Raw genomic sequence first — 22,311 nt, forward strand, 5'->3', positions numbered from 1 at the left:
AGCGCTCTCCAAGCTGGAGGCGTCGGAGATTCTCCGGCAGGTTACTCTCCTGACGGGGACAGCAGGGCTAGAAGGGCCGCCCGCTTCGAAGGATTCCGCTCAATCTGGACGATGATCTGCTCTGTCTCCTGGGTGAGATCAACACCCAATAAGATTTGCGCGGAGCTAACGTTTAGCGTTTTGCAGATCCGAAAGAATCTATCAAGCGTAGGCTCTTTTCCGTCGCGCAGAATCCCGTGAAGGTATCCGTGCGACACGTCAGAGGCCAGCGATATTTCCCTAAGTGAACGACCGTCTTGGGCGATTGCCGCAGAGAGTCGTTCGCGCCATGCGGTATCTTTCATAGCGGAAGTATCCGACACCGCGTTAACGATTGCACGTCTTTGATAGAAGTCGGTTGACCCATCCGCGATAGCGGATATACTACCTCCATCATGACAGAGCATCATCCCATCCTTGCCGAGATCGACGCCTTCCTCTCGGAAAGCGGCATGTCTGACACGTACTTCGGCAAGAAGTCCGTGAATAACAGTGAATTGGTGCCGCGCCTGCGGGCGGGTGGGGGCATGCATTTCACGACTGAAGCGCGCATTCGGGACTTCCTCAGATCTCAGGCCACCCCTTCTCCGGAGGCGGCGGAATGAAGCCCGACGAGTTTCTTGCCTGTGCGTCAAAAGTTAACGACCCGTTAACCGCTTACAAGGGCGCCTCAGGCCGTCACGGAAAATTCACGAATGCCGCCGCTCCCACCACTCACGGGCGGCACGCGGGCGGGGCCAAGGCTCTGCCCGCCACAAATTCCCCGTCCGGGTCTTTCTGGCGCGGCAACCGCACCGCGCCCAAACAAGGCGCCGATGCCGATGGTCTGGGCGGGGAGGGAATGACAGTGCCGTCAAATCGGCGCAACGCGGCGCGGCCACGGCGAGACGTGGCAATCCATTCTCCCAGCTCGGGGCACCGCCCGGGCCGGGCAACTGGCGGGGGTCTCGGCTCCCGCCCCTTTTCACAGTGAGGCGAGGCCATGTGGCTCCTGACCATCACGATCTGCCTAGCCCAAGGCCAAGAGGCAGAGTGTCAGCGCCACACCCAGATTTTCAATGACGCCCTTGAGTGCCGGAAGATCGGCAAGGCGTACCAGGAGTACGTCGGTGCGTCGGAAGTACCGGGCGTAAAGCTGCTGTTCATCGGCGGCACATGCACAAAAGGCAAGGACACGTAGGAGCCGACATGCCCCGCATCGACCACGAAAAGGCTCTGGATCTGTACGAGAGAGGAGCGCCAGACAGGTATATCGCGCATCGCCTCGGCGTCACCAAGTTGGCCGTGTTCAACTGGCGTAAGCGCAATGACCTTCCGGCTCACCCGCGCAACAAGCTGCACTGGCTGACGCCCGATATGTACCGGCAGTCGATCCGCCATTTCCGGCTCTACAACCGAGCGGCGGAGGCCATCGGCGTTCACCCTGTCACGCTGCGGAAGTGGCGCAAAGAGCAGGGGCTTGCAGCATGACCCGCGACCCGAACACCAACGCCCGCATACGCGCCACCATCGCCAGAGCAAAGCATCTGGACGCCGTGGCAGAGCTGCAGAGGGCAAGGCGCCGCAAGTGCACACAGGCCATATCCAAGGCGAAGAAGGCTGTGCAGCGCGCTTTTCTGGACGCCATCAGGGCGGAAGTGGAGGCGGGTCATGGCTGCGTATGAAAAAGCTGGGGAGACCGACGAGTGGTACACGCCCGGATACATATTCAACGCCCTTGCCGAGCGCTTCGACCTTGATGTTGCGGCGCCTGTCGAAGGGCCGCGCCACGTTCCATGCTGGAATTGGTATCACATGATCGACAACGGCCTGCAAAAACGTTGGTACGGGTTCGTCTGGATGAATCCGCCGTTTGGTCACCAGCGACAAAAGCGGGAGTGGCTGGCACGCTTCTTCGACCACGGAAACGGCATTGCCTTGGTTCCCGACCGGACTTCGGCCCCGTGGTTCCAAGAGTTTGCGCCGTTGGCAGACGCCATTTGCTTCGTGTCGCCGAAGATCAAATTCGAGCGCCAAGATGGAACGCTTGGCCAAAGCCCCGGCACTGGCACAGCGCTCCTGGCCTGCGGCGGTCGTGCCGTTGAGGCGATCAGCAGTTCAGGCCTTGGCATGACTGCTGGATGCGCGCGGAGGGCCGCCTGATGACCGTCAAGGAAATCACCCTCCCGTGGCCGAATTGGGTGCTGCACAGCAACAGCCGTGCGCATTGGGCGAAGGTGCACACGGAGAAAGCCTGCGCGCGTCAAATGGCGCACATGGCCTGCCTTGAGGCACCGCGCATCGAGCGCATCCCGAACGCCACCATCTTCATTGAATACTACCCGCCCACAAAGCGCGGCGACATCCACAACGTACCCTCCAGCCTCAAGGCCTACATCGACGGTATTGCAGACGCCATGGGCTGCGACGACAAGGGGTTCACCGTGGATTACCCGCGTGTCTGGGCCGGTTCTGGCAAGCCCGGCAAGGTGGTCTTTCGCATCGCTCGCCCCGCCGATCCTCGCGGCCCGTTGTTATGACGGAGGTGCTGGACCGCATTCGCACCCTGACCGGTCAGGAAATAGACGGCTGGTGGTGGCAGATCACCGAGATACAGGCGCGGCCTGAACTGCCGGGTGAGCGCGCTGCGTTGATCGCTCGTGCGCGTGAAATTCGTCATGAAATCAAGGGGGTTGGCAATGCTTGACCCTTGCGGAACACATGGAGAACATGATACAAAAGGAACGGGCCGAGAAGGTGCTACCAACACCAACCCGGCCCTTGGCATGCGAACCTGCAAAGGAGGTCCGGGTATGCCCGAAATCACGGGTAATATAGGCGTTGCCGAGTCGGCAAGCAATTCGTCCCAGAACAAAAAATGTGACAGCTGGAAAAGCATCGGCGCACTGGCCGCTGGCATCGTCAAGGCGGTGCAAAAGTGAGCAGGGTGGAGACGATCAACCCGGACATGCCGCCGCACTCAATCGAGGCAGAGCAGCAGCTTTTGGGCGCCATTCTTACCGGGTTCTGCGGTGTGGACGTGGTGCACTCCCACGGTGGAAAGGGTCTGTTCTATGACCCGGTGCACGCCACCATCTTCAAGGTGTGCGCAGGTCTGGCAGCCAACGACCAGCCCGTGACACCGGTAACGGTGGCAGCTTCGTTCCCGACAGAAAGCCTTGGCGTTCTCGCTCAGCTGGGCGGCAAGGGTTATTTGGCTAAGATCGCAGGCCATGCCGTCTCGCCGAGATTGGCGGCAAGCTATGCCGAGGTGCTGGGTGAGGCCAAGGCCAAGCGCGACCTCATGGACCTCATGGCGCGCGCTATCAGCGACCTGAACTCCGGCGAGATCCGCGCCAGTGATGTGGCGTCAAAGATCGAGGCGGCATTGTCTGTCACGGAGACGCGCTCGCTAAAATCCGTGAGCATGACCGCCGCTATCATGGATGCGGTCAAGGATAGCGTGGCGGCGTTCCAGGGTGACACGTCAGGGCGTGTATCGTCCGGCATACCAGCCTTGGATCGGTTCGTCGGAGGCTTCTATCCGGGCGATATGTGGCTTCTCGGTGGGCGCCCGTCGATGGGCAAGACCGGCGTGATGCTCAACATCGGCTTGAACGCTGCGAGGGCCGGGCATCCGGTCATCATTGCATCGCTCGAAATGATACCGCGTGCAATGGCCGTTCGAGCCCTGTCTGAGCAGATGGCGCAGAACAACTGCGCAGTGTCCTATGCCAACCTCCGCAACGGAGAGTACAGCGCCAAGCAGGGCGAGGACATGAAGCGGGCTGCGGCTATGCTGTCAGACCTTCCTATCTCGTTTCTCCCCAAGGAGTTTGCCGACGCCAACCTACTGCAGTCAGGTGCCCGCCAGATTCTTCGCAAGCACAAGGGCAGCGAAAAGCGGCCATTGGTTCTGGTGGACTATGCCCAGCTGATGCGGTCTGACGCCAAGTCCAGGTACGAGCAAATTACCGAGGTATCGCTTGCTTTGAAGGGGCTGGCGATGCGCTTTGAGGCTCCAGTCGTCGCGCTTTCGCAGCTGTCCAGAGCGGTGGAAAGCCGCGAGGACAAGCGCCCGATCATGAGCGACCTACGGGAGAGCGGTCAACTGGAGCAAGACGCGGACGGCGTCATCTTCTGCTACCGCGACAGCTACTACATCGAGCGCGCCAAGCCTGACGGCTCGGACGCAGATGACCTAGCCGCTTGGGAAGACGCCATGCGGCACGCGCACAACCGCCTTGAACTGATCGTAGCCAAGCAGAGGCAGGGCGAGATCGGAACGGCGCATGTGCACTTCAACCCGGCAATCAACAGGATTTGGGAGTGAGGCAATGAGCATCGAGGCAATGAGCATCGCATGGGAAAGCGAACTCCCTGCAACAGACAGGTTGGTCCTTCTGGCTATCGCGGATCACGTCGGAAGGAACGAGAAAAGCTATCCATCTGTCTCGCGCCTGCAGTCCAGAACAGGGCTGAGTGTCCGATCCGTGCAAGGCGCGATCAAGAGGCTTGAAGCTCTAGGGTATCTTGCTATCGGACGGCAGGAAGGCCCCCACGGGACGAACACCTACAAGGTAAAGACCCCCGCAGCAGATGCACCCCAGCAGGAGCTGCACCCCGCAGGAGCTGCACCCCACCCCCGCAGGAGCTGCACCCCACCCCCCGCAGGAGCTGCGCCCGAACCCTCAATGAACCCCCAAGAACCCTCAAACATGTCGAAATCGTCATCCGACATTGATGCTGACCTCTTCGAGGAATTTTGGAGGGAGTGTCCGCGGAAGGTGGGGAAGGGCAACGCAAGGCCTGCGTTCAAGCGAGCGCTGAAAAAGGCGAGCGCCGGTCAGATCATCGAGGGCATGAAGCGGTTTGCCAGAGTGAGCGCCGGGACTGAGCCGCGATATGTCGCTCACCCCGCCACATGGCTCAACGGCGAGCGTTGGGACGACGACCTCAGGCCGCGACCCGTCTCTAAGCAAAAATCCAACGGTGGACAGCTGAGCCATATCGAGTGGATGCGCAAGGTCGGGAGGCTCGGATGAAGTTTGGAAGAAAAGGCTACACCGTAGATGACTACCGTGCACGAGAGCACATGACCCTGTCCGAATGCGCAAAGGATCTCGGCGTCAACCATGGGACCGTCTACTACATGGCACAGGTCCACGATATCACATTCAAGAACTCCAAGAAGGCAATTCGTGCGCAGATTAAGGCTGACGCAGAGAGCGGGCTGACGGCAGCGGAGTGCGCCAAGAAGCGAGGGAAAAGTATCGGCGCGGTTTATGCTATGGCCTCCAGATTAGGCGTCAAATTCCGGAATCCGCGGCACGAACCAGAGACGGCTCCAGTCGTCGCAAACAACAGCATCCCGGAAGTCGTTGTTGCGGTCCCTTCTAAGCGTTCTGATCGCTCCGCGAAAATGTGGCGGATGCACGAAGCAGGCCATCCCGCCGGGGTAATCGCCATGTACTGCGGTATGACGCGTGGCGACGTGATCGCGCAGATTAAGGGCTGACAAATGACCTACGACACCCTGCACACCCTCAGCCATCGCGGACTGACCCGAGGCACTGGCATCGTCCACCGCTACGGCCGCACCTACACGTACCTCGAATACGACCCCATGAGCGGGACGCACTACGGGCGGGACCATTCGTCGGAGTGGATCGCCCTGACGGACACACCGGACTGGAGGATCGCAGAATGAGCGAAGCACCGAAGAGCGAAGTAGAAGCTGTTGATTGGTCCCACGTAAATTGGGCAGCATCCCTGACCGACAGGCAGTGCGCAGATGGGCAGCCGGTAGATCTGGCGGATTATCGCGACACAATTCGATCCATCTTGGCGGAGAACACTTGCCTGCGGGATGAGGCCGCGCGAGCGCGTGTTGGCTGGGAGGTGTGCGCGAAATGGGCGAAAAACCTTGGCGCGGATGAGCTTTGGTACAAACGCCAAATTGCAGGTATCAAGGCCAGCCATGCGCGGACAAGGGAACGGGATGCGGGAAAATGAGGGACAAAAGCACGGCCTCTGCAATCCTTCTCGTCGTTCTCTTCATCACGCTCTTCCCGGGGAACGTGGGCGAGATCGCCGCGAGAATGGTGAAGGGCTATCAGGCAGAAATGGCAGGCGAGGAATGACAGGCAACAAAATCAGCTGGGCGTTCAAGTCGCGCCGCGGGGCAGAGCAGGACGTATGCGAGGCGATGCGCGATCTCGGCGCCGTGGCCCACGCCCCGCAGGTGCTGTTCTACGAGCGCCGCAACAACGACCGCCGGCCGCGCCGATGGTATGACCAGGTATGGCCGAAGCTGATCGTCGCCCGCGGCCCGGCGCGATCCTACTACCGATGCTGGGACATCAAGGACGTGCTTCGCGGCCACCTCTACATCTCGGCAATGGTCTGGGAGAAGCAGATCGAGCCATGGGTCGAACGCTGCGCCAACGCCGTTTCGATGACGGAGCGCATGATCGAGGCCGGGGAGATCGCTGACCAGTACGAGATCGGGGAGAGCCTCCTGATCCGCGAGGGACCATTCCGCGACCGGCTCGCCAAGTTCTGCGGTGTCCAAGAGACAGAGGAAGCGCTCTTTCCCAAGCTTCGCATGCAGGTCCAGATCATGGGGAAGGACGTGGAGGTGCCCGTCGATCCGCTGGATGTGAAGCGGACGGGCTAAGGCTTGTGTCAAGACCCGTCTTGTGCCATTCTCTCGCCAGAGCCGCCATATAGGCGGAGCAGCATGTGATCCTGCCGCCCAAGGGCCGAGCGGTTCACGGCATAGGGCGTGGCTGAAACAGGGCCACGCCAACTGGCTACGCCATTCCAAAGACAACGACACTCCACACACAGGGGCGAGACCATGGCTCACCCGTTCTCAGGTAGGGCGGGGAGCGCGAGCCGGGACCGATATGCAACCGCCCTCTATTCCCAGCAGCATGGCTTATGCGCGATGTGTCGCGCTCCACTACCCGCAGCCCTCAGGGGCAAGACAGGCAGGCGCGCCCCGGTAGTCGATCACCTCCGCCCGTGGCGGCTGCGCCCCGACCTCGCCCACGACCTGACCAACCTTCAACTGATCTGCCGAGCGTGCCACGCCACCTGTGAGAGCATCGAGGCAGCGCACTGGCCTGATGCCGATATGATCGCCGCTGCGAAGGCGAGGGCTGGAGAGCGGTGGGGGTAGCGGCCCGCGTCGAGGTGGGCGCCTGACGGGCCTAAAATCGGCCTGTACGTCGCTGTAATCGGGGGGGGGGAGGGTAGAAAGTCTAGAGCCCTTGACCCGGAAACCCGTCGCGCCCCTGCGTGCGCAATATCTTCTCCCCGAAGTAGGGGTGTAGTGCTGACCTATTTGGAGGACCGACGATGACGCGGATTCAGCGCCCCCGGTACGGTGACATTTTCGCGGGCCACGATGACGGCGGCGCGATGGCTGAGCAGGCGAAAGTCCTGTGGGAGGAGTACAAGGCTGACCTCGAAGAGCGCGGGCTTTGGAATCGAGCGCGGGCGCGGACGCTGGATCGCCTCGTGAGGCATACGGCGGAATACCTGCACTACCACCCGATTGCGGTTGCCCAGGGGCCGGTGCGCGAGAGCGACGACGGCGGGCAGTATGTCAACATGCTCTGGTCGCAGGTGAAGAACATGGCCGAGCAGATCGCCAAGCTGGAAAAGGCACTGACCCTGACGCCCGAGAGTGTCGGCGCGAAGGCAGAGGCGCCACGCCAGCCGGGCGGGACAACGGCGGCTGATGAATTCCTCGGCGCCCACTGATCAGACCACGCAATACGCGCGGGATGTGGTTTCAGGTAAGATCGTCGCGGGGCAGTTCGTTCGGGCGCAATGCCAGCGCCACCTTGACGACCTCGAGACCGGTGCGGCGCGCGGTCTGACATGGAGCGTAGAGCAGGCGGAAAGGGCTATCCGGTTCTTCCCTGCCATGCTGTCGATCACCGAGGGCGCGAAGGAAGGCGAGCCGTTCCACCTGTTGCCGTGGCACCTGTTCACGGTCGGCAGCATTTTCGGCTGGCGCACCGCGGAAGGGTTCATCCGGTTCCGGTTTGTCTGGCTGGAGACCGGCAAGGGGCAGGCGAAGTCGCCGCTCATGGCAGCGGTCGGGATCTACCTGGCGGGCTTCTATGGACGTAAGCGGGCTGAGGTCTACTGCATCGGTGAGACCAAGGACACGGCGCGTGTCATGTTTCGTGATGCTGTAGCGATGCTCCGGGCGCCGATCCCTGGCAAGGGAGGGATGACGCTGGAGGAAGCGGCTTTCGTCATCCGCGGCACAGGTGATCTGGCCTATAAGATCGAGCACACCGCGTCTGGGTCTTCAATGCAACCCTTGGCCAACAACGACGCCGTTTCAGGGCCGAAGCCCATCCTCGTGGCGGGCGACGAAATCCACGAGATGAAATCGAACAAGGCCATTGAGATGTGGCGCGCCGCCGTGACGAAGAAGCACGGCGACAGCATCCTGATGCTTGGCACGAACACCCCATCTGTCGATCAGCACGTGGGTACCGACTACAGCATCTTTGTTCAGAAGGTACTCACGGGCGAGTTCAGCGATGACAGCGTGTTCGGCTACATCGCGCGAGTTGACGCGGAGGACGATCCCCTCAATGACGAAAGCTGCTGGATCAAGGCTCTGCCCGCTCTGGGGCTGACCTATCCGGTGGACAACGTGCGCAAGCTGGTGGTCACGGCCAAGCAGCAGATCAGCACTCAGCTCACGACGAAGCGCCTTTATTTTGGCATTCCGGTTGGCTCGGCCGGCTTCTGGACCTCGCAGCAGGCGTGGGAGGAGGCGCAGGGCGAGGTTGACGAGGAGGCGATGAAGGGGCGGCGCTGCCATCTGGCGCTGGACCTCTCGGAGAAGAACGACCTGACCGCGCTGACAGCAGCGTGGGAAGGCGACAAGCTGGGGGTCAAGACTTGGTACTGGACGCGTGACTACGAGGTCGAAGATCGCTCAACGGCGGATGCTATCCCTTATCGCGAACTGGAGGCGGCTGGCCTTATCGAAATCACGCCGGGGCGCGTAATCGACTACACGTTCATTGCCGCGCGGATCATCGAAATGTGCGGGCGGCACAACGTGGTGCAGATGGCGGTTGACAGCGCACACCTCGAAAAGCTGTGCGAGGCATTCCAGAGGGACGGTTTCGGATACTGGATTGAAGGCGACGACGAGACGGGGAGTGGCCTTCGGATCGTGCGTCACAAGCAGGGCCACCATGTCAGCTTCGACGGAAAATACCTGTGTATGCCCACCAGCATCACGCAGTTGGAGGACCACATGCTGAAAGGCACGGTGGTCATCGACAAGAACAAGCTGACGAGCATTTGCGCGCAGAACGCCATCATTCGCGAGGATGGTTTCGGCAACCGGATGTTTGACAAGGCGCGGTCGCGGGGCCGGATCGACGGCGTTGTTACGCTGGCAATGGCCGTAGGGTCTGCGACGGCGGCGATGGAAAGCAGGGCAAGCGTGTACGCATCGCGCGGCGCGCTGATCCTGTAAAGGGGGCCGGATGGGCATTTTGGGTTGGCTGAGAGGCCCTAGGGCTGCTGTCCAAGATGCAGGCGGCGGGGCGCAGATAAGCACTTCTGACGAATTGGCGACGGCGATCCGTCACGCATCTCTCGGCACCTCTGCTGGCCTGCCTGTCACGCCGGACACGGCCATGCGCGTTGCGGCGGTTTATGCCTGCGTGCGTCTGATTTCTGGCGCCGTGGCTAACCTGCCGATGGATGTGAAGCGCCGGGTTGACGAGAACACGCGGGAAGACATGTCCGGAAGTGACCTCTGGTCGGTTTTGCGGAGGAAGCCAAACGGTTGGCAGACCCCCTCGCAGTTCAAGCGGATGCTGCAAGCGCACGTGCTTCTGCGCGGGAACGCATATGCGCAGATCGTGCGCTCGCGTGGGCGTGTGGTCGCGCTGAATCCGCTGAATCCTGATCGGATGGATGTCTCGCAGAACGACGCGCTGGAATTGAAGTACACCTATCAGCGCCGGGACGGGCGCAGGGTTGTCATGTCGGCCGATGAGGTCATGCACCTTGTCGGCCTGACGCTTGATGGAATCACGGGCGTTTCAGCTATTACCTACGCTCGGGAAACTATCGGCCTGAGCATGGCTCAAGAGCGCCACGGTTCGACTACCTTCAAGAACAGCGCCCGCCCGAGTGCGGTGCTGAAACACCCCGGCCAAATCGGGCCGGAGGCTCTCGCTAATCTGCGAGCCAGCCTCGACGCATACCGGAGTGGCGGAGACCGCGAAGGGCAAGCGCTGATCCTTGAGGAAGGGATGGACCTTTCGCCTATCTCCATGACCTCGGAGGACGCGCAATGGATCGAAAGCCGGAAGTTCTCGCGCACTGATATCGCCATGTTTTTTGGCGTGCCGCCGCACATGATTGGTGACACCGAGAAAAGCACGAGCTGGGGCAGCGGGATTGAACAGCAATCCATCGGCTTTGTTACCTACACGCTGGAAGACCACCTGACCACATGGGAGGAAACGGCAAACCGTGACCTCGTATCCGCCGATGACGTGTTCGTCAGGTTCAACCGAAAGGCGTTGGTTCGCGGCGACATCAAGACCCGGTGGGACGCCTACGTGAAGGCGCTGCAATGGGGCGTCTACAGCCCAGACATGGTGCTGGCGCTGGAAGACGAGAACCCGCGCAGCGATGGCAAGGGCGGCGTCTTCTATGACCCGCCGAACACCTCTGGTGGCAAGGAAGGAAGGGCCGATGAGCCTAAAGAAACTCCCCCAGATTAAAGCGCTCAAGGAGCCGTCCGGCTATTCGTGGGACGTGCCGTCGGATGCGCTGGCGCGCTGGTCAGATACCGTCTCCGCCGCCAAGGACGAGCCGAACACGATCACGATCTACGATCCCATTGGGGAAGACCCATGGGACGGGTCTGGCTTCACGGCAAAGCGGATGGCTGGCGCCCTGCGCTCCATCGGCCAGAATGACGTGACCGTCAAGATCAACAGCCCCGGCGGGTCAGTGTTCGAGGGCTTCGCGATCTACAACGAACTGGCTAACCACCCCGCGAAGGTGACTGTCGAAGTGATGGGTATCGCGGCGAGCGCCGCCGCCTATATCGCCATGGCCGGCGACGATATCAGGATGGGTCTTGGCACCTTCATCATGGTGCACAACGCATGGGGCCTTGTGGTGGGCAACCGCAACGATCTGGCGGAGAGCATCACGGTTCTGGAGAAGATCGACGGCGCGCAGATGGACATCTTCGAGGCGCGCACGGGCGCTGCCCGCAAGGAAATCGAGGCCCTGATGGACGCCGAAACTTTCCTGACGGCGAAAGAAGCGGTGGAGAAGGGGTTCGCGGACAGCGTTTTCAGCCTGCCCGATGCAGAGCCCGCCGCCCGCGTTCGCGGCGACATCGCCGCAAAGAACAAACTGGATGCGCTTCTCGCGCAATCCGGCGTGCCGCGTTCCGAGCGGCGCCGGATGCTCAAGGAGGCGACGGGGGGCAAGCATGACGCTGCCCCAGCGGCCAAGCATGACGCTGGCCTTCGTGAGGCTGCCCAGCAGCTAATCGCAACTCTGCGTTCATAGGAGGTCACCATGACCTACGCAATCACGACCCGCTTTCGCGGGATCTCCGGCATTCGTGCCGATTCAACCGACCCAGCTACGCTGATCGGTGAAGTTAACAAGGCTTTCGAGGCGTTCAAGGCCGAACACTCCAAGGAAGTCGCGGACATCAAGGCTGGCATGGCCGATGTCGTGCAGGCCGAGAAGGTGGATCGCATCAACGCGGAAATCACCGATCTCGGCAAGCAACTGGACGAGGCGAACAAGGCCATTTCCGCGCTCAAGGTAGGCGGGGCAGGCGGTGACGCCAAAGACCCGGCTATCTCCGAGCACGCCAAGGCGTTCAGCGCCTGGTTCCGCAAGGGCGAGCGCGCCATCGACGCCGACATTCGCGATCTCGAAGTCAAGGCCGCGCTGAGCACCGACAAGGACGATGACGGCGGCTACCTCGTGCCCGAGGAAATGTCGAACACCATCGACCGCGTGGTGGGCACCGTTTCCGTGATGCGCGATCTTGCGACCGTCATGCAGATCGGCACGGACACCTACAAGAAACTGGTGAGCATGGGCGGCGCCGGTTCCGGCTGGGTTGGTGAACGCGAAGGACGCCCCGAGACGGACACCCCGACGCTCCGTGAACTGGCCTTCAACGCTCAGGAGCTGTACGCCAACCCGGCGATCACGCAGCGCGCGCTGGATGATTCTCGCCTCGATATCGCGGCATGGCTGGCGAACGAGGTTTCCATCGAGTTCGCGGAGCAGGAGGGCGCCGCCTTTATCTCCGGCAACGGGGTGAACAAGCCGCGGGGCATTCTGGCCTATGACACGGTGGCGAACGGCTCCTACACATGGGGTAAGATCGGCTTCACCGCCTCCGGCGTGGCCGCAGCACTCACTGACGGATCGAACAATGGCTCTGATGCCATGATCGATCTGTACTACTCGCTCAAACAGCAGTACCGGAACGGTGCGTCCTGGCTGATGACCGATGCGACCATGGCCGTGGCGCGCAAGTTCAAGGACGGCGACGGCACCTACCTGTGGTCTCCGGCAACGGCTGGCGCTGAGGTGCCCACCTTCCTCGGCAAGCCGGTTCGCACCGATGACAACATGGATGCGGTGGCGGCGAACGCCTTCCCCATCGCCTTCGGGAACTTCTCGCGCGCCTATCTGATCGTGGACCGCTTCGGCACCCGCGTCCTGCGCGATCCGTTCACGAACAAGCCCTACGTTCACTTCTACACCACCAAGCGCGTTGGCGGGGGCGTACAGAACTTCGAGGCGATCAAGCTCCTGAAGGTCTCCACCTGATCTGGCTGGCGGTGAAGGCCGCCATCCTCCTACTCCTCTGAAAGGATAGTCCGATGAAGGACATTTACTCTGATCTTGGCGTTGTCCAAGACATGATCCCGGCAGTGCAGTCCGCTACCGCGACTGGTTCCGCCATCGATCTGCAGGGCTACAACTCCGCGCTTGTAGTGGTAACCACCGGAGCGATCGTCAGCGCCGGTGACTTTACGACCAAGCTGCAGGAAAGCGACACGACCACGGGCGGCGACTTCACCGATGTTGCGGCGGCTGACCTGATCGGCAGCTTCCCGGCCTCTCTGGAGGCGTCCAGTATCGTCAAGGTTGGGTATCGCGGCAACAAGCGGTACATCCGCACCGTGACCACGAAGAACGGGGGCACCTCGATTGCCGCCGGTATCGTCGTGGTCAAGGGTCACCCCTACGACGCCCCTGTGGCATGAGCTTTGGTGTGGGGCCGGGGATCTTCGGCCCCCATTCAAAGATCATGAAGGTGACGCAATGATGTTCCGCCCCGTCCTGATCACGCCCCCGGCAGAGGCGCCCGTCACGCTGGCGGAGGTCAAGGAGCACGCCGTCGTTGACTTCTCCGACGATGACATGCTTCTGGGCTCTCTCTTGGATGCGGCTGTGGCGCATCTAGACGGGTTCCGGGGTGTTCTGGGGCGGGCCATAGTCACACAGACCTGGGAGGTTTCTTACGGATCATGGTGCCGTAGCATGATCCTGCCGGTGCCGGATGTGTCCTCGGTGACCGTCACCTATGCGGATGCTGACGGATCGGTGCAGACCGTGGCCGGTGGCAATGTTAGCCTGCACGCGAACGCAAGCGGGACTCTTGTGCATCTGGCCAAAGACTTCTCACAGCCGACGCTGGAAAGCGGCAACATCGCCCCGATCACAGTTTCCTTCACCTGCGGTTTCGGAGGCGCAGCGGATGTGCCGGCCAATCTCAAGCTCGCCGTGAAGGCGCTCGCTGCGGCATGGTACGAGACGCGCGGCGCAGAGGCCGGGAAGCGTCTGCCGATGGGTGTCGAGGCGCTGATTGCGCCATACAGGTGGTCGCAAATCTGATGGCCATCACCGACCGCAAGACGCATGGCGGTGCGCTGGTGGAGCGTGTCGCGTTCGACGCCTACACGCAGACCCGGACGAGCACCGGCGGCTTCACGCAGACGTGGGAGGAGCAGTTCACCACGCGGGCGCAGTTCGTCTATGCCGGGGGCGGCGAGGCGGTCGTTTCGGCGCGGCTTGCGGGTCAATCGGTGTTCAAGGTCAAGGTGCGCAGCAGCGAGGCCACGCGGGCGATCACGAGCGAATACCGGATGCGGGACACACGGCGCGACAAGACCTACAACGTCAGAGAAGCCGATCCTGTCACAGATCGGCAATGGGTCTGGCTTCTGGTGGAGAGCGGGGTGGCGGTGTGAGCGCGTCAGAGGCCTTGCAAAAGGCGGTTTACGAGGCGCTGCAAGGTGACGCGGCCCTCACCGCGCTGGTGGCGGATCGGGTCTATGACGTGCCGCTATCCGGTGCCGCGTACCCCTACATCAGCTTCGGCCCGACCGACTTCTACCCGGAGCGTCAGGACTGCTTTAAGCGTCGAACGGAGACGTTTCAGATCGACGTTTGGGCAGATGACGACATGGACCGGGCGCCGTGCAAGGCCATTTGCAATGCGGTGGTGGCGCTGCTGGATCAGGCAAGGCTCTCACTGGATGACCCATACGCCATGGGCCGCTGCGAATTGAGGCTGGCCCGCGTGATGGATGACCCTGACGGAATCACGAAACACGGGGTTCTTCAGTTCGAGGCGGAGGTGCAGACGCAGGTCTAAGGCTTGGGGTCTCGGCTGACGGGGGCCATGGCGTCAGGGTACTTTGCATTGAAGTCATCGAGAAGCTGGCGGTTGGCCCGTATTACGATACCGCAGGCTCCAACCACTTCATCGGCAAATTTCCCGTACTTCCGCATCAACGGGCGGCGATTTCCGGAGTTCCAGTCGAGAAGCTTCATCTGACACTCTGCGATGCCAGCAATCGATGACTTCGCGTCTGTGATTTCGTCCGGTGTCTGCGCGCTAGCGCCGGTTGCAACCAGCAGCGCGGCGAATATCAGTCTCATGGTGCCCTCATGGTGGAAACTGCCAAGTTCCGTAAGAAGATGGCCGCGATGAGGACGGAAGTCCATGAAGCGCTGGTCAGGTCTGTAGAGGCCAACGCCGAAAAGGTCTGCGCGGAGATGCGGGCGATGCTGGCAATCCAGCGGCCAGCAGTGGCCGCTCAGGTAGATATCGACTGGACTTGGGGTGATGCCCCAAAGGGGTCATTCACCATCGGCAAGGCGTCATTCAACGGCGCTGAAACCACCGCTCTCACGGTGACGATCTACGCCCGCGCCAAGTCTGGCAGTGGGATATCGGCGGGATGGTTCGAGTTCGGGACCGCTCCCCGCTTCCACGAGTCCGGGAAGGCCACTGGGCGCATCACCGCCACCCCGTTTTTCTTCCCGGTCTACCGCTCCAATCGGCAGCGGGTTCAGAGCAGTCTTCGCGCGGCGCTGCGGCGGGCGGTGAAGAAGATCAACGCCAGCTAAGGAGTTCAGGACATGGCGATTGCACAAACGGCAGACTTCGATGAATACGTCCTCGAAGTCGAGTTCACCGCTGGCAGCGGCACCTTTGCCAAGGTTTGCGGCCTCACCGACTTTTCTGTTTCCCGCACGAATGACACCGGGTCTTCCATGGTGCCGGACTGCGCAGATGAAAGCCTGCCCTACTACATCAAGCGGGCGGTCACCTCGCAGGATATCAGCATTTCCGCCACGGGCGTCTGGGCGCTGGCGAACCATGCGGACATGCGCGACTGGTGGGGCGCTGGCAGCACCCTCAACGTGCGCGTGACAAACGCCGCCGTGACCGCGAGTGGCACGGCGGGCGATCCCGAGGTGGAAACCATTCCCATGATCCTCACGGCGCTGAACAACGCCCGGACCAAGGGCCAGGTCGTCACCGCTGAGATCGAGCTGCAGCAGAACGGTGCCGCAACGGTCACGGATATCCCCGCATGAGGACCGTGAGGCTCACATGGCCGGGTGGTGAGCACACCTTCCGGCTGCGCATAGGGGAACTTCGGGCCTTGCAGGGCGCCACTGACAGCGGGCCTGAGGAGCTTTTCAACCGCATCCGCCTCGCCAACTGGCGTGTTGACGACCTCATCCAGATCATCCGTTGGGGTCTCGTGGGCGGTGGGGAAATGGACGCATCGAAAGCGGCAACCTTTGTGACGCCGCTTTTCGATCTGCACCCGCTTTCCGAGTTCCGCATGACTGCCACGGCGATCCTCGCGAAGACCCTTCTCGCCATCGAGGATGACCCGCTGGGGGAGGAGGAGGGGGTGACGGAGACGCCCCCGGGAAATGGCGCTTCTCCGAGTTCTACGGAGCTGCAGCCGTAATCGGTTGGACGCCCGCTCAGGTGGACGAAATGGACCTGTGGGACTTCACGGCGGCGATGCGCGGCTACGCCAAGGCGCACGGCAGCAAGTCGGCGCCGCGCGGTGAAGGCATGAGCGCAGAGCGGATGCGCGATCTTGGTATTGAGGGGATGTGATGGCAGAAGACGCAGACCTGCTCGTCCGGATCGGCCTGACGGAAAAGCAATACCTAGCCGCGCTTGCGCGGATGGAGAAACAGTCCGTCTCCGCCGCGAAAAAGGCCGAGACTGAATGGCGACGCACCAACCGCAACTTCGTTCGAGGTGCGCAGCAAGCAGACCGCTCGGCCAATGCCTTCGCGAGTGGTGGGCTGCGCCAGATGGGCATGCAGTTGTCGCAGGTCGCGCAGCAGGGCGCGGTAACTGGCGACTACCTCCGAGCTCTTTCTGTGCAGGCCGCGGATATCGGTCTCGCATTCGGTACGGCTGGCATCGCGGTTGGCGCGCTGATCTCCGTTCTTGGTCCGATGGCGCTGGAGTTTTTGGGAGCCGGAGACGACGCTGACGCGGCAGAGGACAGCCTGAAACGGTTCACCGCCGCCGCGTCCCAAGCCAAGGAAATGGCCGGGATCGCGAAGACGCCGATTGGTGAGCTGCGCGAGGAGTTCGGCGAGTTCGCTGACGAGGTTCAGCGCGCGGCGCAGGTCACGGCGCGAGCGGCCCTATCCCTTGCCATGCAGGAAATTGGAACGATCTCCAAGGGCCTGCGTGGCAGCCTGCAGGATGTGGTGCGCAGCATGGCAGATGCGGCGGCGGCGTCTGAAAAAATGGCGATTATCCGCGAGAATATCGCGATGGGGCTTGCTACGAACGATGACTTGGTAGCTGCCGAGCGCGCCTTGGATCAACTGCGACAGACCGCTGATATTGCGGCCGGAGACCTCGGCCTGACAACACGTCAAGTTGTGGAGCTAGAGGCTGCGTTGCGCAAATTCGACAAGGCGCAGGGTATGAGAGAGGTGGCCGACGCGGCTTCCGATGCCATTGAGTTGATCGACGGCATGTTCGCCAGCACACAGAACATCCCGCCGGAAGTTGCGCTGATCGTTCAGCACCTCAAGGACGTACTGACCACCGCCGCTTCCGGCGCTCTGGTCTTCGATGACATCGCCGACGCTGCAAGTGGCGCAGCAGACGAGGCCGAGCGGCTGGCGCGTGCGCTCTTTCTTTCGCAGAGGATCGGGCTTAACGCCGATCTGGCCGACGAAGATGCTGTCATGTCGCAGAACGTCATCCCAGACGCTGGGGACCGCGCGAACCAGCGCGAGGCGCTCGATAACTTCCGCAATATCCTTGAGCGCGCGAACCGGAAGAAGCGCAGCGGCGGCGGGCGCAAGAGACGTGGCCTTTCAGAGGCGGAGAAAGAGGAGGCCAAGGCCCTGCGCGAGGTCGAGCGCTACGTCGACAAGACGCGCACGGCAGTCGAGGAATATCACGCCGAGCTGGAGGAACTGGCCGCGCTCCAGCCGTTCTTCGAGCAGACCGGTCAGGCCGAGGCTTACGCGCGGGCCGTGGCGATGGTCAACGAAGAGTTCAAGCGCAGCCAGAACGAAACCTTCATCCGGGCGATCGAGGATGTTTCGGACGCGATGGCGCAAGCCATCGTCGATGGTGAGGACATGGGGGCAGCGCTGCGCAACGTGTTCCAGCAGATCGCGCGCGACCTGATCGCATCGGGCATCCGCGAATTGCTCATGTCGACTTTCGGCTTCGGATCGAAGAGGAGCGGCGGTTTCCTCGGCAAGGTCTTTGGCGGCCTGCTTTCCTTCGACGGTGGCGGGTTTACCGGGGTCGGCGCGCGCTCCGGCGGCGTAGATGGCAAAGGCGGATTCCCGGCAATTCTCCATCCGAACGAAACCGTTCTCGACCATACCAAGGCGCAAGCCTCCGGCGGCTCCGTGGGCATCACGGTCGGCGTGGATGGGCAGGGCAATATTGTGCCGCTGATCCGCCGCGTGTCCGGCCAAGTGTCCGTCCAGGTTACGGGCAGTGCCATGCAGGCGCAGCGCCAGAGCTTCGCCGGTCAAATCCAGGCGACCGAGGCGCGCGGGACAAGCAAATGACGCGCCAGATCGTCACCATCCCCGCGAACTTCCTCCGCCAGCTCAGCTACAATTGGGAGATCGACTGGCGAGAGCAATCGTTGGGCGACTTCAACGATGGTGTGACCAACACCATGTTCGGCGGCTTTCCAAGATGGGTCGGCGCCCCAAGCATCCACCTTGACCGCGAGACCATCGGCCAATGGCGGGCGATCAAGGCCACAGCTCAGGGTCGTTATGGTATCTACCGTGTCCGGATGGCGGACCCGGCAAGCTTCGTACGCACCGCGACAGGTGCTACATCTGAGACGGTTTGCACGGGGCAGAAAACAGCAGATGGCAACACGTTTTCCAACGGCTTCGGCACTGAATACGCGCCGATAGCGATAGCCTCCGGGGCTTATGCGGCAGGCGACGAGACAATTCGGATCGACACGACCGGCGCAAACGGGATCGCCCCGCATGTCGGGCAGATCATGTCCCACGATGATTGGCCTTTCGTCGTGACCTGGACCCGAGATCGCGGTTCGAATGTCTGGGAGTTGGGCGTGCAAATGCCGCTGCGGGCGGCCATCGCTGACGGTGATGTAATCCAATTGCGAGGCGTCGGCCGCTTCCAGGCCACGGAAAGCGGAATGGGTAGCATCGGCTACGGCGCCGGAATGCTCACGACAGCCAGCCTCAGCTTTATCGAGGTCTCAAGGCGATGAGTTTCTTCCCTTCTGACTTCGATCCGCGAGCCGAGATCCGCGGGATCCTTGACCTGTGCGAGATCGACACCGCAGATGGCACGGTTCGCTTCCTCATTGGCGAAGATGGCAAATTGATCGACGCCAACGGGGATGAGTGGGTCGGTTCCGCGCTCGGCTCCGTCTCCTCCATGGAGAGTGCGATCGACGGAGTGGCGCCTTCTGGCACCCTCTCCTTGAGCTTCTTTCAGGATCCGGACACCGGAGACGTTATCCAGCAGATCAAAGACCTTGGCCTCGATTACGTTGCGGGCCGGGAAATCCGCTTCTACATCCTCCCGCTACGCTCGGTCGCGGACATGACGAACCAGAGCCGAACGCCGATCAAGTGGTGTACCCGGGTCTCTCGGCAGGTCAGCTACAAGTTCAGCGGGGCGCAGGATCGGCGCATAGCGCTATCCTTCGAAGCATGGTCGGAGCGGCGCCAGGCGGCGCGACGGATCGTGCTGAACACGGAGGGTCACAAGCAACTGACCGGTTCCGCCAACCCCTCTCTCAAGTACATGCCCACGGTCGATTTCGAGACGGAGAAGCTGTTCGGATGAAGCCGCTTTACGTGATGATGCATCGGTGGGCGGCAACACCCTTCGTCTGGGGCGAGTCTGATTGCTGCCTCGGTCTGGCGGATTGGTACAATCATGTGCACGGGAAAGATCCGGCGGCGCACCTGCGCGGCCAATACTTCGACGCCCTGTCATGCCAGAGGCTATGCGGCTGGTTTTCCGATCCAGTCACCGTGATCGAGAACTGCCTTGAAACGGTCGGAGGGCGCCCGCTGATTGACGTTCCGGCTATGGGTGACGTGGGTGTCATCCTGATCAGGTCGAAGGATGATGATCGACCGCTTCCGGCCGGGGCGATCTGGCTTGGCGATTGCTGGGGCTGCAAGGGTCCGACCGGCGCCACCACAATCAACGCGCAAGCAACCCGCTCCTTGGCGGTGTGGGGTATCGGCTATGAAGGGTAGGGTCTTTGCCGCTGCGCTTCTGGCGTCCACGGTCCTGACGCCCGTCAAGGCTCATGCCATGCCGCCAGCCCTGGCGCTGATTTCCGGCCTGACCGGCGGCGCGCTGTTCCCTGTCGCTGGCATCCTTGGTTCTCTGGGGGCCGTTGGCTACAGCACGGGATTCGCCATTGGCTCATTTCTTGGTGGCTCCGTTCTCGGTCGCGCGCTTTTGGGGGTTGGCCTCTCCGCTATCTCTGGCGCATTCTCGCGACCCGGTCTTCCGGATTACCGCATTCCCGAGCCTTCGGCGCAGATGGGAAACTTCGCGCAGCCTGTGAGTTATGCGCAGTGGGTGTTCGGCAGAACGCGCAAGGGTGGGCCTCTGGGTTTCACTCAGGCCAAAGACAGTCGCCGGTATTACGTGGTCATTCTCGCCGCCCACGAGATCGAAGGCGTCGTTCAGCATTGGCTCGACGAATACACCGTCGGCCTGGACACCTCCACCACCTTCACAGACGCCAACCTTCTCACGGGGGCGGAGTATACCGCGCCGGCTGCGCTGTCAGGCAATGGCCGCATCGAGGTGTTCACCGGGGCTTCGGGGCAGGCCGCTAATGCGGGGCTGGTCAGCACGTTCACGGAGATTACGAGCGACTTCGATTTTGCGGGCCTTGCAGGGGCCGTGGTTTGGGCGCGCAAGGTGGCACCCGGGGACTTCTCGGCGGTCTATCCGCGAGGCAGGCAGTGGGCATACACTCCGGTCATCGACGGCCACAACCGCATCTACGACCCGCGAGACGAAACCTACAAGTTCACGTCAAATGCAGCTTTGGTCATGGCCTTCTGGCTGACCGAAATCCTCGGTGTCGGTGTCGATTGGGATGATGTGGCGGCGGAGGCGGATGTCTGCGACGAAACCGTGCTCAACGCTGAAGGCGAACCGCTGGCCCGCTGGACAATCAACGGGACGCTCTCCGACGATCAGACCTATGAGACGCAGCGCGCGCAGATGGCCGGGGCATGTGACGCCTTCGTCTACGAGCGTACGGACGGAAAGGTGGGCTTCAAGGTTGGCCGGTGGATCGCGCCAACCGTCACCCTGAGTGCGTCTGATTTCCTTGATCTGGAGGTGACAGAGGGTCAATGGGGCGCTGATGCGCCTACCGAGGTTTCGGTCAAGTATATCGAGCCGGATAGCGCATGGCGTGAAAGCCCATCGGGGACGTGGGTTGAAGACGCCAGCGTGAACGCGGTGAAGGACGAACCGGAGCTTTACCTCGTCAGCAATCACAACCAGGCATCACGGCTTGCAAAGAGGATCGCCAAGGCGCGGCGCCCAAAATACCAGCTTTCCGGAACCATCGGCCTGATGGGATACGAGTTGATTGGGCAGCGGTTCTTCACCCTGACGCACGCCGGGATGGGCATCACTCAGTTTTTCGAGGTCGGAACCCTTGTTCGCGCCAGTTCGGGTATCTTCGAGTTAACGGCAGTTTCGGTGGGGCCGGCGGACTTCGATTTTGACGCCTCTACGGAGGAGCCTGATCGCCCCGAGTTCGAGGCTATCGACAGCGCTTTTGAAAGTGAGCAGCTGACCGGATTTGCCGCGACGGCAGGGGACGGTGGCAGCATTGTCACCGAGTGGGACGCGCAAGAGGATTACCTCTGGCAGCAGGTCAGGTGGAAGGCTGCGGCTGCGACACAGTGGCAGAGCCAGACCATCACAGATGGGGCTACCGAGCTCATCATCACCGGGCTTCTGGATGGCACCACCTATCAGGTGCAGGGCCGGAACGCATACGCAGGTCTTCTTAGCAACCCGAGCGACTGGACGCCTGAGCCTGCGGCGGAAGTCACCACCGTCGGCAGCAGCGTGCCGCCCTCGGCCCTGACGGCGTTCTCGACCACGTTGGCGGGATCTGACGTGACGCTCGACTTCACCACGGCAAACGATGGCGCGCACTTCGCGACCCGTCTCTACCGGGGCACGACCACCGACTTCGGTGGGGCGACCCTGATCCACACCGACTATTCCGGGCCGAACAGCACGGCGTCTTACGACGACGAAAGCCTCGCTCCGGGCACCTACTACTTCTGGGCCGTTCCAGTGAACGCCTCCGGTGTCGCTGGCACCGAGTCCGGTCCCGAGACCGAAACCATCGTCTAACACACACACGAGAG

At 61.9% G+C, this 22,311-nt stretch carries 36 protein-coding genes; 34 read left to right on the forward strand and 2 right to left on the reverse strand.

Annotated elements, in window-relative coordinates; translation table 11 throughout:
* Positions 1-41: 41 nt before the first annotated feature.
* Positions 42-449 (reverse strand): helix-turn-helix domain-containing protein, encoded by a 408-nt coding sequence (locus QNI11_RS27695; RefSeq protein WP_373418438.1) that lies wholly within the window; start codon positions 447-449, stop codon positions 42-44.
* Between QNI11_RS27695 and QNI11_RS01710 the strand changes: the two genes are divergently transcribed.
* The 25 genes from QNI11_RS01710 to QNI11_RS01825 all read left to right on the forward strand — a co-directional run bounded on the left by QNI11_RS01710 (position 435) and on the right by QNI11_RS01825 (position 14,737).
* Entirely contained in the window at positions 435-644 is a 210-nt protein-coding gene (locus QNI11_RS01710; protein ID WP_283982099.1) for a hypothetical protein, read from the forward strand. The two genes, QNI11_RS27695 and QNI11_RS01710, sit on opposite strands and share 15 nt — an antisense overlap.
* A gap of 377 nt (positions 645-1,021) precedes the next feature.
* A complete protein-coding gene (locus QNI11_RS01715; RefSeq protein WP_283982100.1) occupies positions 1,022-1,219 on the forward strand; it encodes a hypothetical protein in 198 nt (65 codons plus the stop codon).
* A gap of 8 nt (positions 1,220-1,227) precedes the next feature.
* Positions 1,228-1,509, forward strand: coding sequence for a hypothetical protein (locus QNI11_RS01720; RefSeq protein WP_283982101.1), 282 nt, complete (start codon positions 1,228-1,230; stop codon positions 1,507-1,509).
* A complete protein-coding gene (locus tag QNI11_RS01725) occupies positions 1,506-1,703 on the forward strand; it encodes a hypothetical protein (RefSeq protein ID WP_283982102.1) in 198 nt (65 codons plus the stop codon). Before QNI11_RS01720 ends, QNI11_RS01725 begins: the two co-directional genes overlap by 4 nt.
* Entirely contained in the window at positions 1,690-2,181 is a 492-nt protein-coding gene (locus QNI11_RS01730; RefSeq protein WP_283982103.1) for a DNA N-6-adenine-methyltransferase, read from the forward strand. Before QNI11_RS01725 ends, QNI11_RS01730 begins: the two co-directional genes overlap by 14 nt.
* A complete protein-coding gene (locus QNI11_RS01735) occupies positions 2,181-2,558 on the forward strand; it encodes a hypothetical protein (RefSeq protein ID WP_283982104.1) in 378 nt (125 codons plus the stop codon). Before QNI11_RS01730 ends, QNI11_RS01735 begins: the two co-directional genes overlap by 1 nt.
* A complete protein-coding gene (locus QNI11_RS01740) occupies positions 2,555-2,725 on the forward strand; it encodes a hypothetical protein (RefSeq protein WP_283982105.1) in 171 nt (56 codons plus the stop codon). Before QNI11_RS01735 ends, QNI11_RS01740 begins: the two co-directional genes overlap by 4 nt.
* A gap of 106 nt (positions 2,726-2,831) precedes the next feature.
* A complete protein-coding gene (locus QNI11_RS01745) occupies positions 2,832-2,960 on the forward strand; it encodes a hypothetical protein (RefSeq protein ID WP_283982106.1) in 129 nt (42 codons plus the stop codon).
* A 5-nt stretch (positions 2,961-2,965) separates the two neighbouring features.
* Positions 2,966-4,351 (forward strand): DnaB-like helicase C-terminal domain-containing protein, encoded by a 1,386-nt coding sequence (locus QNI11_RS01750; protein WP_283982107.1) that lies wholly within the window; start codon positions 2,966-2,968, stop codon positions 4,349-4,351.
* A 4-nt stretch (positions 4,352-4,355) separates the two neighbouring features.
* Positions 4,356-5,063, forward strand: a complete 708-nt coding sequence (locus QNI11_RS01755) for a helix-turn-helix domain-containing protein (protein ID WP_283982108.1) — start codon at positions 4,356-4,358, stop codon at positions 5,061-5,063.
* Between the two features lie 50 nt (positions 5,064-5,113).
* A complete protein-coding gene (locus QNI11_RS01760; protein WP_283982109.1) occupies positions 5,114-5,536 on the forward strand; it encodes a hypothetical protein in 423 nt (140 codons plus the stop codon).
* A gap of 3 nt (positions 5,537-5,539) precedes the next feature.
* Positions 5,540-5,728, forward strand: coding sequence for a hypothetical protein (locus QNI11_RS01765; RefSeq protein ID WP_283982110.1), 189 nt, complete (start codon positions 5,540-5,542; stop codon positions 5,726-5,728).
* On the forward strand, positions 5,725-6,033 hold the full coding sequence (locus QNI11_RS01770) for a hypothetical protein (RefSeq protein ID WP_283982111.1): 309 nt from the start codon (positions 5,725-5,727) through the stop codon (positions 6,031-6,033). Before QNI11_RS01765 ends, QNI11_RS01770 begins: the two co-directional genes overlap by 4 nt.
* Positions 6,030-6,161, forward strand: a complete 132-nt coding sequence (locus tag QNI11_RS01775; RefSeq protein ID WP_283982112.1) for a hypothetical protein — start codon at positions 6,030-6,032, stop codon at positions 6,159-6,161. The genes QNI11_RS01770 and QNI11_RS01775 overlap by 4 nt, the downstream gene beginning before the upstream one ends.
* The gene (locus QNI11_RS01780; protein ID WP_283982113.1) at positions 6,158-6,697 is read left to right on the forward strand and encodes a hypothetical protein; all 540 of its coding nucleotides are present in this window, start codon (positions 6,158-6,160) and stop codon (positions 6,695-6,697) included. The genes QNI11_RS01775 and QNI11_RS01780 overlap by 4 nt, the downstream gene beginning before the upstream one ends.
* Positions 6,698-6,970: 273 nt before the next feature.
* Complete coding sequence (locus QNI11_RS27700; RefSeq protein WP_373418417.1) at positions 6,971-7,204, forward strand: HNH endonuclease; 234 nt, start codon at positions 6,971-6,973, stop codon at positions 7,202-7,204.
* 179 nt (positions 7,205-7,383) lie between these two features.
* Positions 7,384-7,791 carry a P27 family phage terminase small subunit gene (locus QNI11_RS01785; protein WP_283982114.1) on the forward strand — a complete coding sequence of 136 codons (408 nt, stop codon included), beginning with the start codon at positions 7,384-7,386 and terminating at the stop codon, positions 7,789-7,791.
* Positions 7,769-9,544: a terminase large subunit gene (locus QNI11_RS01790; protein ID WP_283982115.1), complete on the forward strand. Its 1,776-nt coding sequence runs from the start codon at positions 7,769-7,771 to the stop codon at positions 9,542-9,544. The genes QNI11_RS01785 and QNI11_RS01790 overlap by 23 nt, the downstream gene beginning before the upstream one ends.
* Before the next feature lie 94 nt (positions 9,545-9,638).
* Complete coding sequence (locus QNI11_RS01795; protein ID WP_283983474.1) at positions 9,639-10,808, forward strand: phage portal protein; 1,170 nt, start codon at positions 9,639-9,641, stop codon at positions 10,806-10,808.
* Complete coding sequence (locus QNI11_RS01800) at positions 10,759-11,613, forward strand: head maturation protease, ClpP-related (RefSeq protein ID WP_283982116.1); 855 nt, start codon at positions 10,759-10,761, stop codon at positions 11,611-11,613. The genes QNI11_RS01795 and QNI11_RS01800 overlap by 50 nt, the downstream gene beginning before the upstream one ends.
* 9 nt (positions 11,614-11,622) lie before the next feature.
* Complete coding sequence (locus tag QNI11_RS01805) at positions 11,623-12,903, forward strand: phage major capsid protein (RefSeq protein WP_283982117.1); 1,281 nt, start codon at positions 11,623-11,625, stop codon at positions 12,901-12,903.
* 53 nt (positions 12,904-12,956) lie between these two features.
* Positions 12,957-13,343, forward strand: coding sequence for a hypothetical protein (locus QNI11_RS01810; RefSeq protein ID WP_283982118.1), 387 nt, complete (start codon positions 12,957-12,959; stop codon positions 13,341-13,343).
* 61 nt (positions 13,344-13,404) lie between these two features.
* Positions 13,405-13,974 carry a head-tail connector protein gene (locus QNI11_RS01815; RefSeq protein WP_283982119.1) on the forward strand — a complete coding sequence of 190 codons (570 nt, stop codon included), beginning with the start codon at positions 13,405-13,407 and terminating at the stop codon, positions 13,972-13,974.
* Positions 13,974-14,330, forward strand: a complete 357-nt coding sequence (locus QNI11_RS01820) for a head-tail adaptor protein (RefSeq protein ID WP_283982120.1) — start codon at positions 13,974-13,976, stop codon at positions 14,328-14,330. Before QNI11_RS01815 ends, QNI11_RS01820 begins: the two co-directional genes overlap by 1 nt.
* Positions 14,327-14,737 carry a DUF3168 domain-containing protein gene (locus QNI11_RS01825; RefSeq protein WP_283982121.1) on the forward strand — a complete coding sequence of 137 codons (411 nt, stop codon included), beginning with the start codon at positions 14,327-14,329 and terminating at the stop codon, positions 14,735-14,737. Before QNI11_RS01820 ends, QNI11_RS01825 begins: the two co-directional genes overlap by 4 nt.
* Here the strand turns inward: QNI11_RS01825 and QNI11_RS01830 are convergent.
* Positions 14,734-15,024, reverse strand: coding sequence for a hypothetical protein (locus QNI11_RS01830; RefSeq protein ID WP_283982122.1), 291 nt, complete (start codon positions 15,022-15,024; stop codon positions 14,734-14,736). The two genes, QNI11_RS01825 and QNI11_RS01830, sit on opposite strands and share 4 nt — an antisense overlap.
* 9 nt (positions 15,025-15,033) lie before the next feature.
* Between QNI11_RS01830 and QNI11_RS01835 the strand changes: the two genes are divergently transcribed.
* Genes QNI11_RS01835 through QNI11_RS01875 form a run of 9 tightly spaced genes read left to right on the forward strand, consistent with a single transcriptional unit; the run spans position 15,034 to position 22,297 of the window.
* Positions 15,034-15,495 carry a hypothetical protein gene (locus tag QNI11_RS01835; RefSeq protein ID WP_283982123.1) on the forward strand — a complete coding sequence of 154 codons (462 nt, stop codon included), beginning with the start codon at positions 15,034-15,036 and terminating at the stop codon, positions 15,493-15,495.
* A 12-nt stretch (positions 15,496-15,507) separates the two neighbouring features.
* Positions 15,508-15,969, forward strand: coding sequence for a phage tail tube protein (locus QNI11_RS01840; protein ID WP_283982124.1), 462 nt, complete (start codon positions 15,508-15,510; stop codon positions 15,967-15,969).
* Positions 15,966-16,355 (forward strand): gene transfer agent family protein, encoded by a 390-nt coding sequence (locus QNI11_RS01845; protein ID WP_283982125.1) that lies wholly within the window; start codon positions 15,966-15,968, stop codon positions 16,353-16,355. The genes QNI11_RS01840 and QNI11_RS01845 overlap by 4 nt, the downstream gene beginning before the upstream one ends.
* Positions 16,356-16,384: 29 nt before the next feature.
* Positions 16,385-16,510: a hypothetical protein gene (locus QNI11_RS01850; protein WP_283982126.1), complete on the forward strand. Its 126-nt coding sequence runs from the start codon at positions 16,385-16,387 to the stop codon at positions 16,508-16,510.
* The gene (locus tag QNI11_RS01855; RefSeq protein ID WP_283982127.1) at positions 16,510-18,456 is read left to right on the forward strand and encodes a hypothetical protein; all 1,947 of its coding nucleotides are present in this window, start codon (positions 16,510-16,512) and stop codon (positions 18,454-18,456) included. Before QNI11_RS01850 ends, QNI11_RS01855 begins: the two co-directional genes overlap by 1 nt.
* Entirely contained in the window at positions 18,453-19,145 is a 693-nt protein-coding gene (locus tag QNI11_RS01860) for a hypothetical protein (protein ID WP_283982128.1), read from the forward strand. The genes QNI11_RS01855 and QNI11_RS01860 overlap by 4 nt, the downstream gene beginning before the upstream one ends.
* Positions 19,142-19,729 (forward strand): hypothetical protein, encoded by a 588-nt coding sequence (locus tag QNI11_RS01865; RefSeq protein ID WP_283982129.1) that lies wholly within the window; start codon positions 19,142-19,144, stop codon positions 19,727-19,729. Before QNI11_RS01860 ends, QNI11_RS01865 begins: the two co-directional genes overlap by 4 nt.
* Positions 19,726-20,151 carry a hypothetical protein gene (locus QNI11_RS01870; RefSeq protein ID WP_283982130.1) on the forward strand — a complete coding sequence of 142 codons (426 nt, stop codon included), beginning with the start codon at positions 19,726-19,728 and terminating at the stop codon, positions 20,149-20,151. Before QNI11_RS01865 ends, QNI11_RS01870 begins: the two co-directional genes overlap by 4 nt.
* Positions 20,141-22,297 (forward strand): hypothetical protein, encoded by a 2,157-nt coding sequence (locus QNI11_RS01875; RefSeq protein ID WP_283982131.1) that lies wholly within the window; start codon positions 20,141-20,143, stop codon positions 22,295-22,297. The genes QNI11_RS01870 and QNI11_RS01875 overlap by 11 nt, the downstream gene beginning before the upstream one ends.
* Positions 22,298-22,311: the final 14 nt, after the last annotated feature.

It is taken from the genome of Sagittula sp. MA-2, from assembly GCF_030126985.1.
Taxonomy (GTDB): Bacteria; Pseudomonadota; Alphaproteobacteria; order Rhodobacterales; family Rhodobacteraceae; genus Sagittula.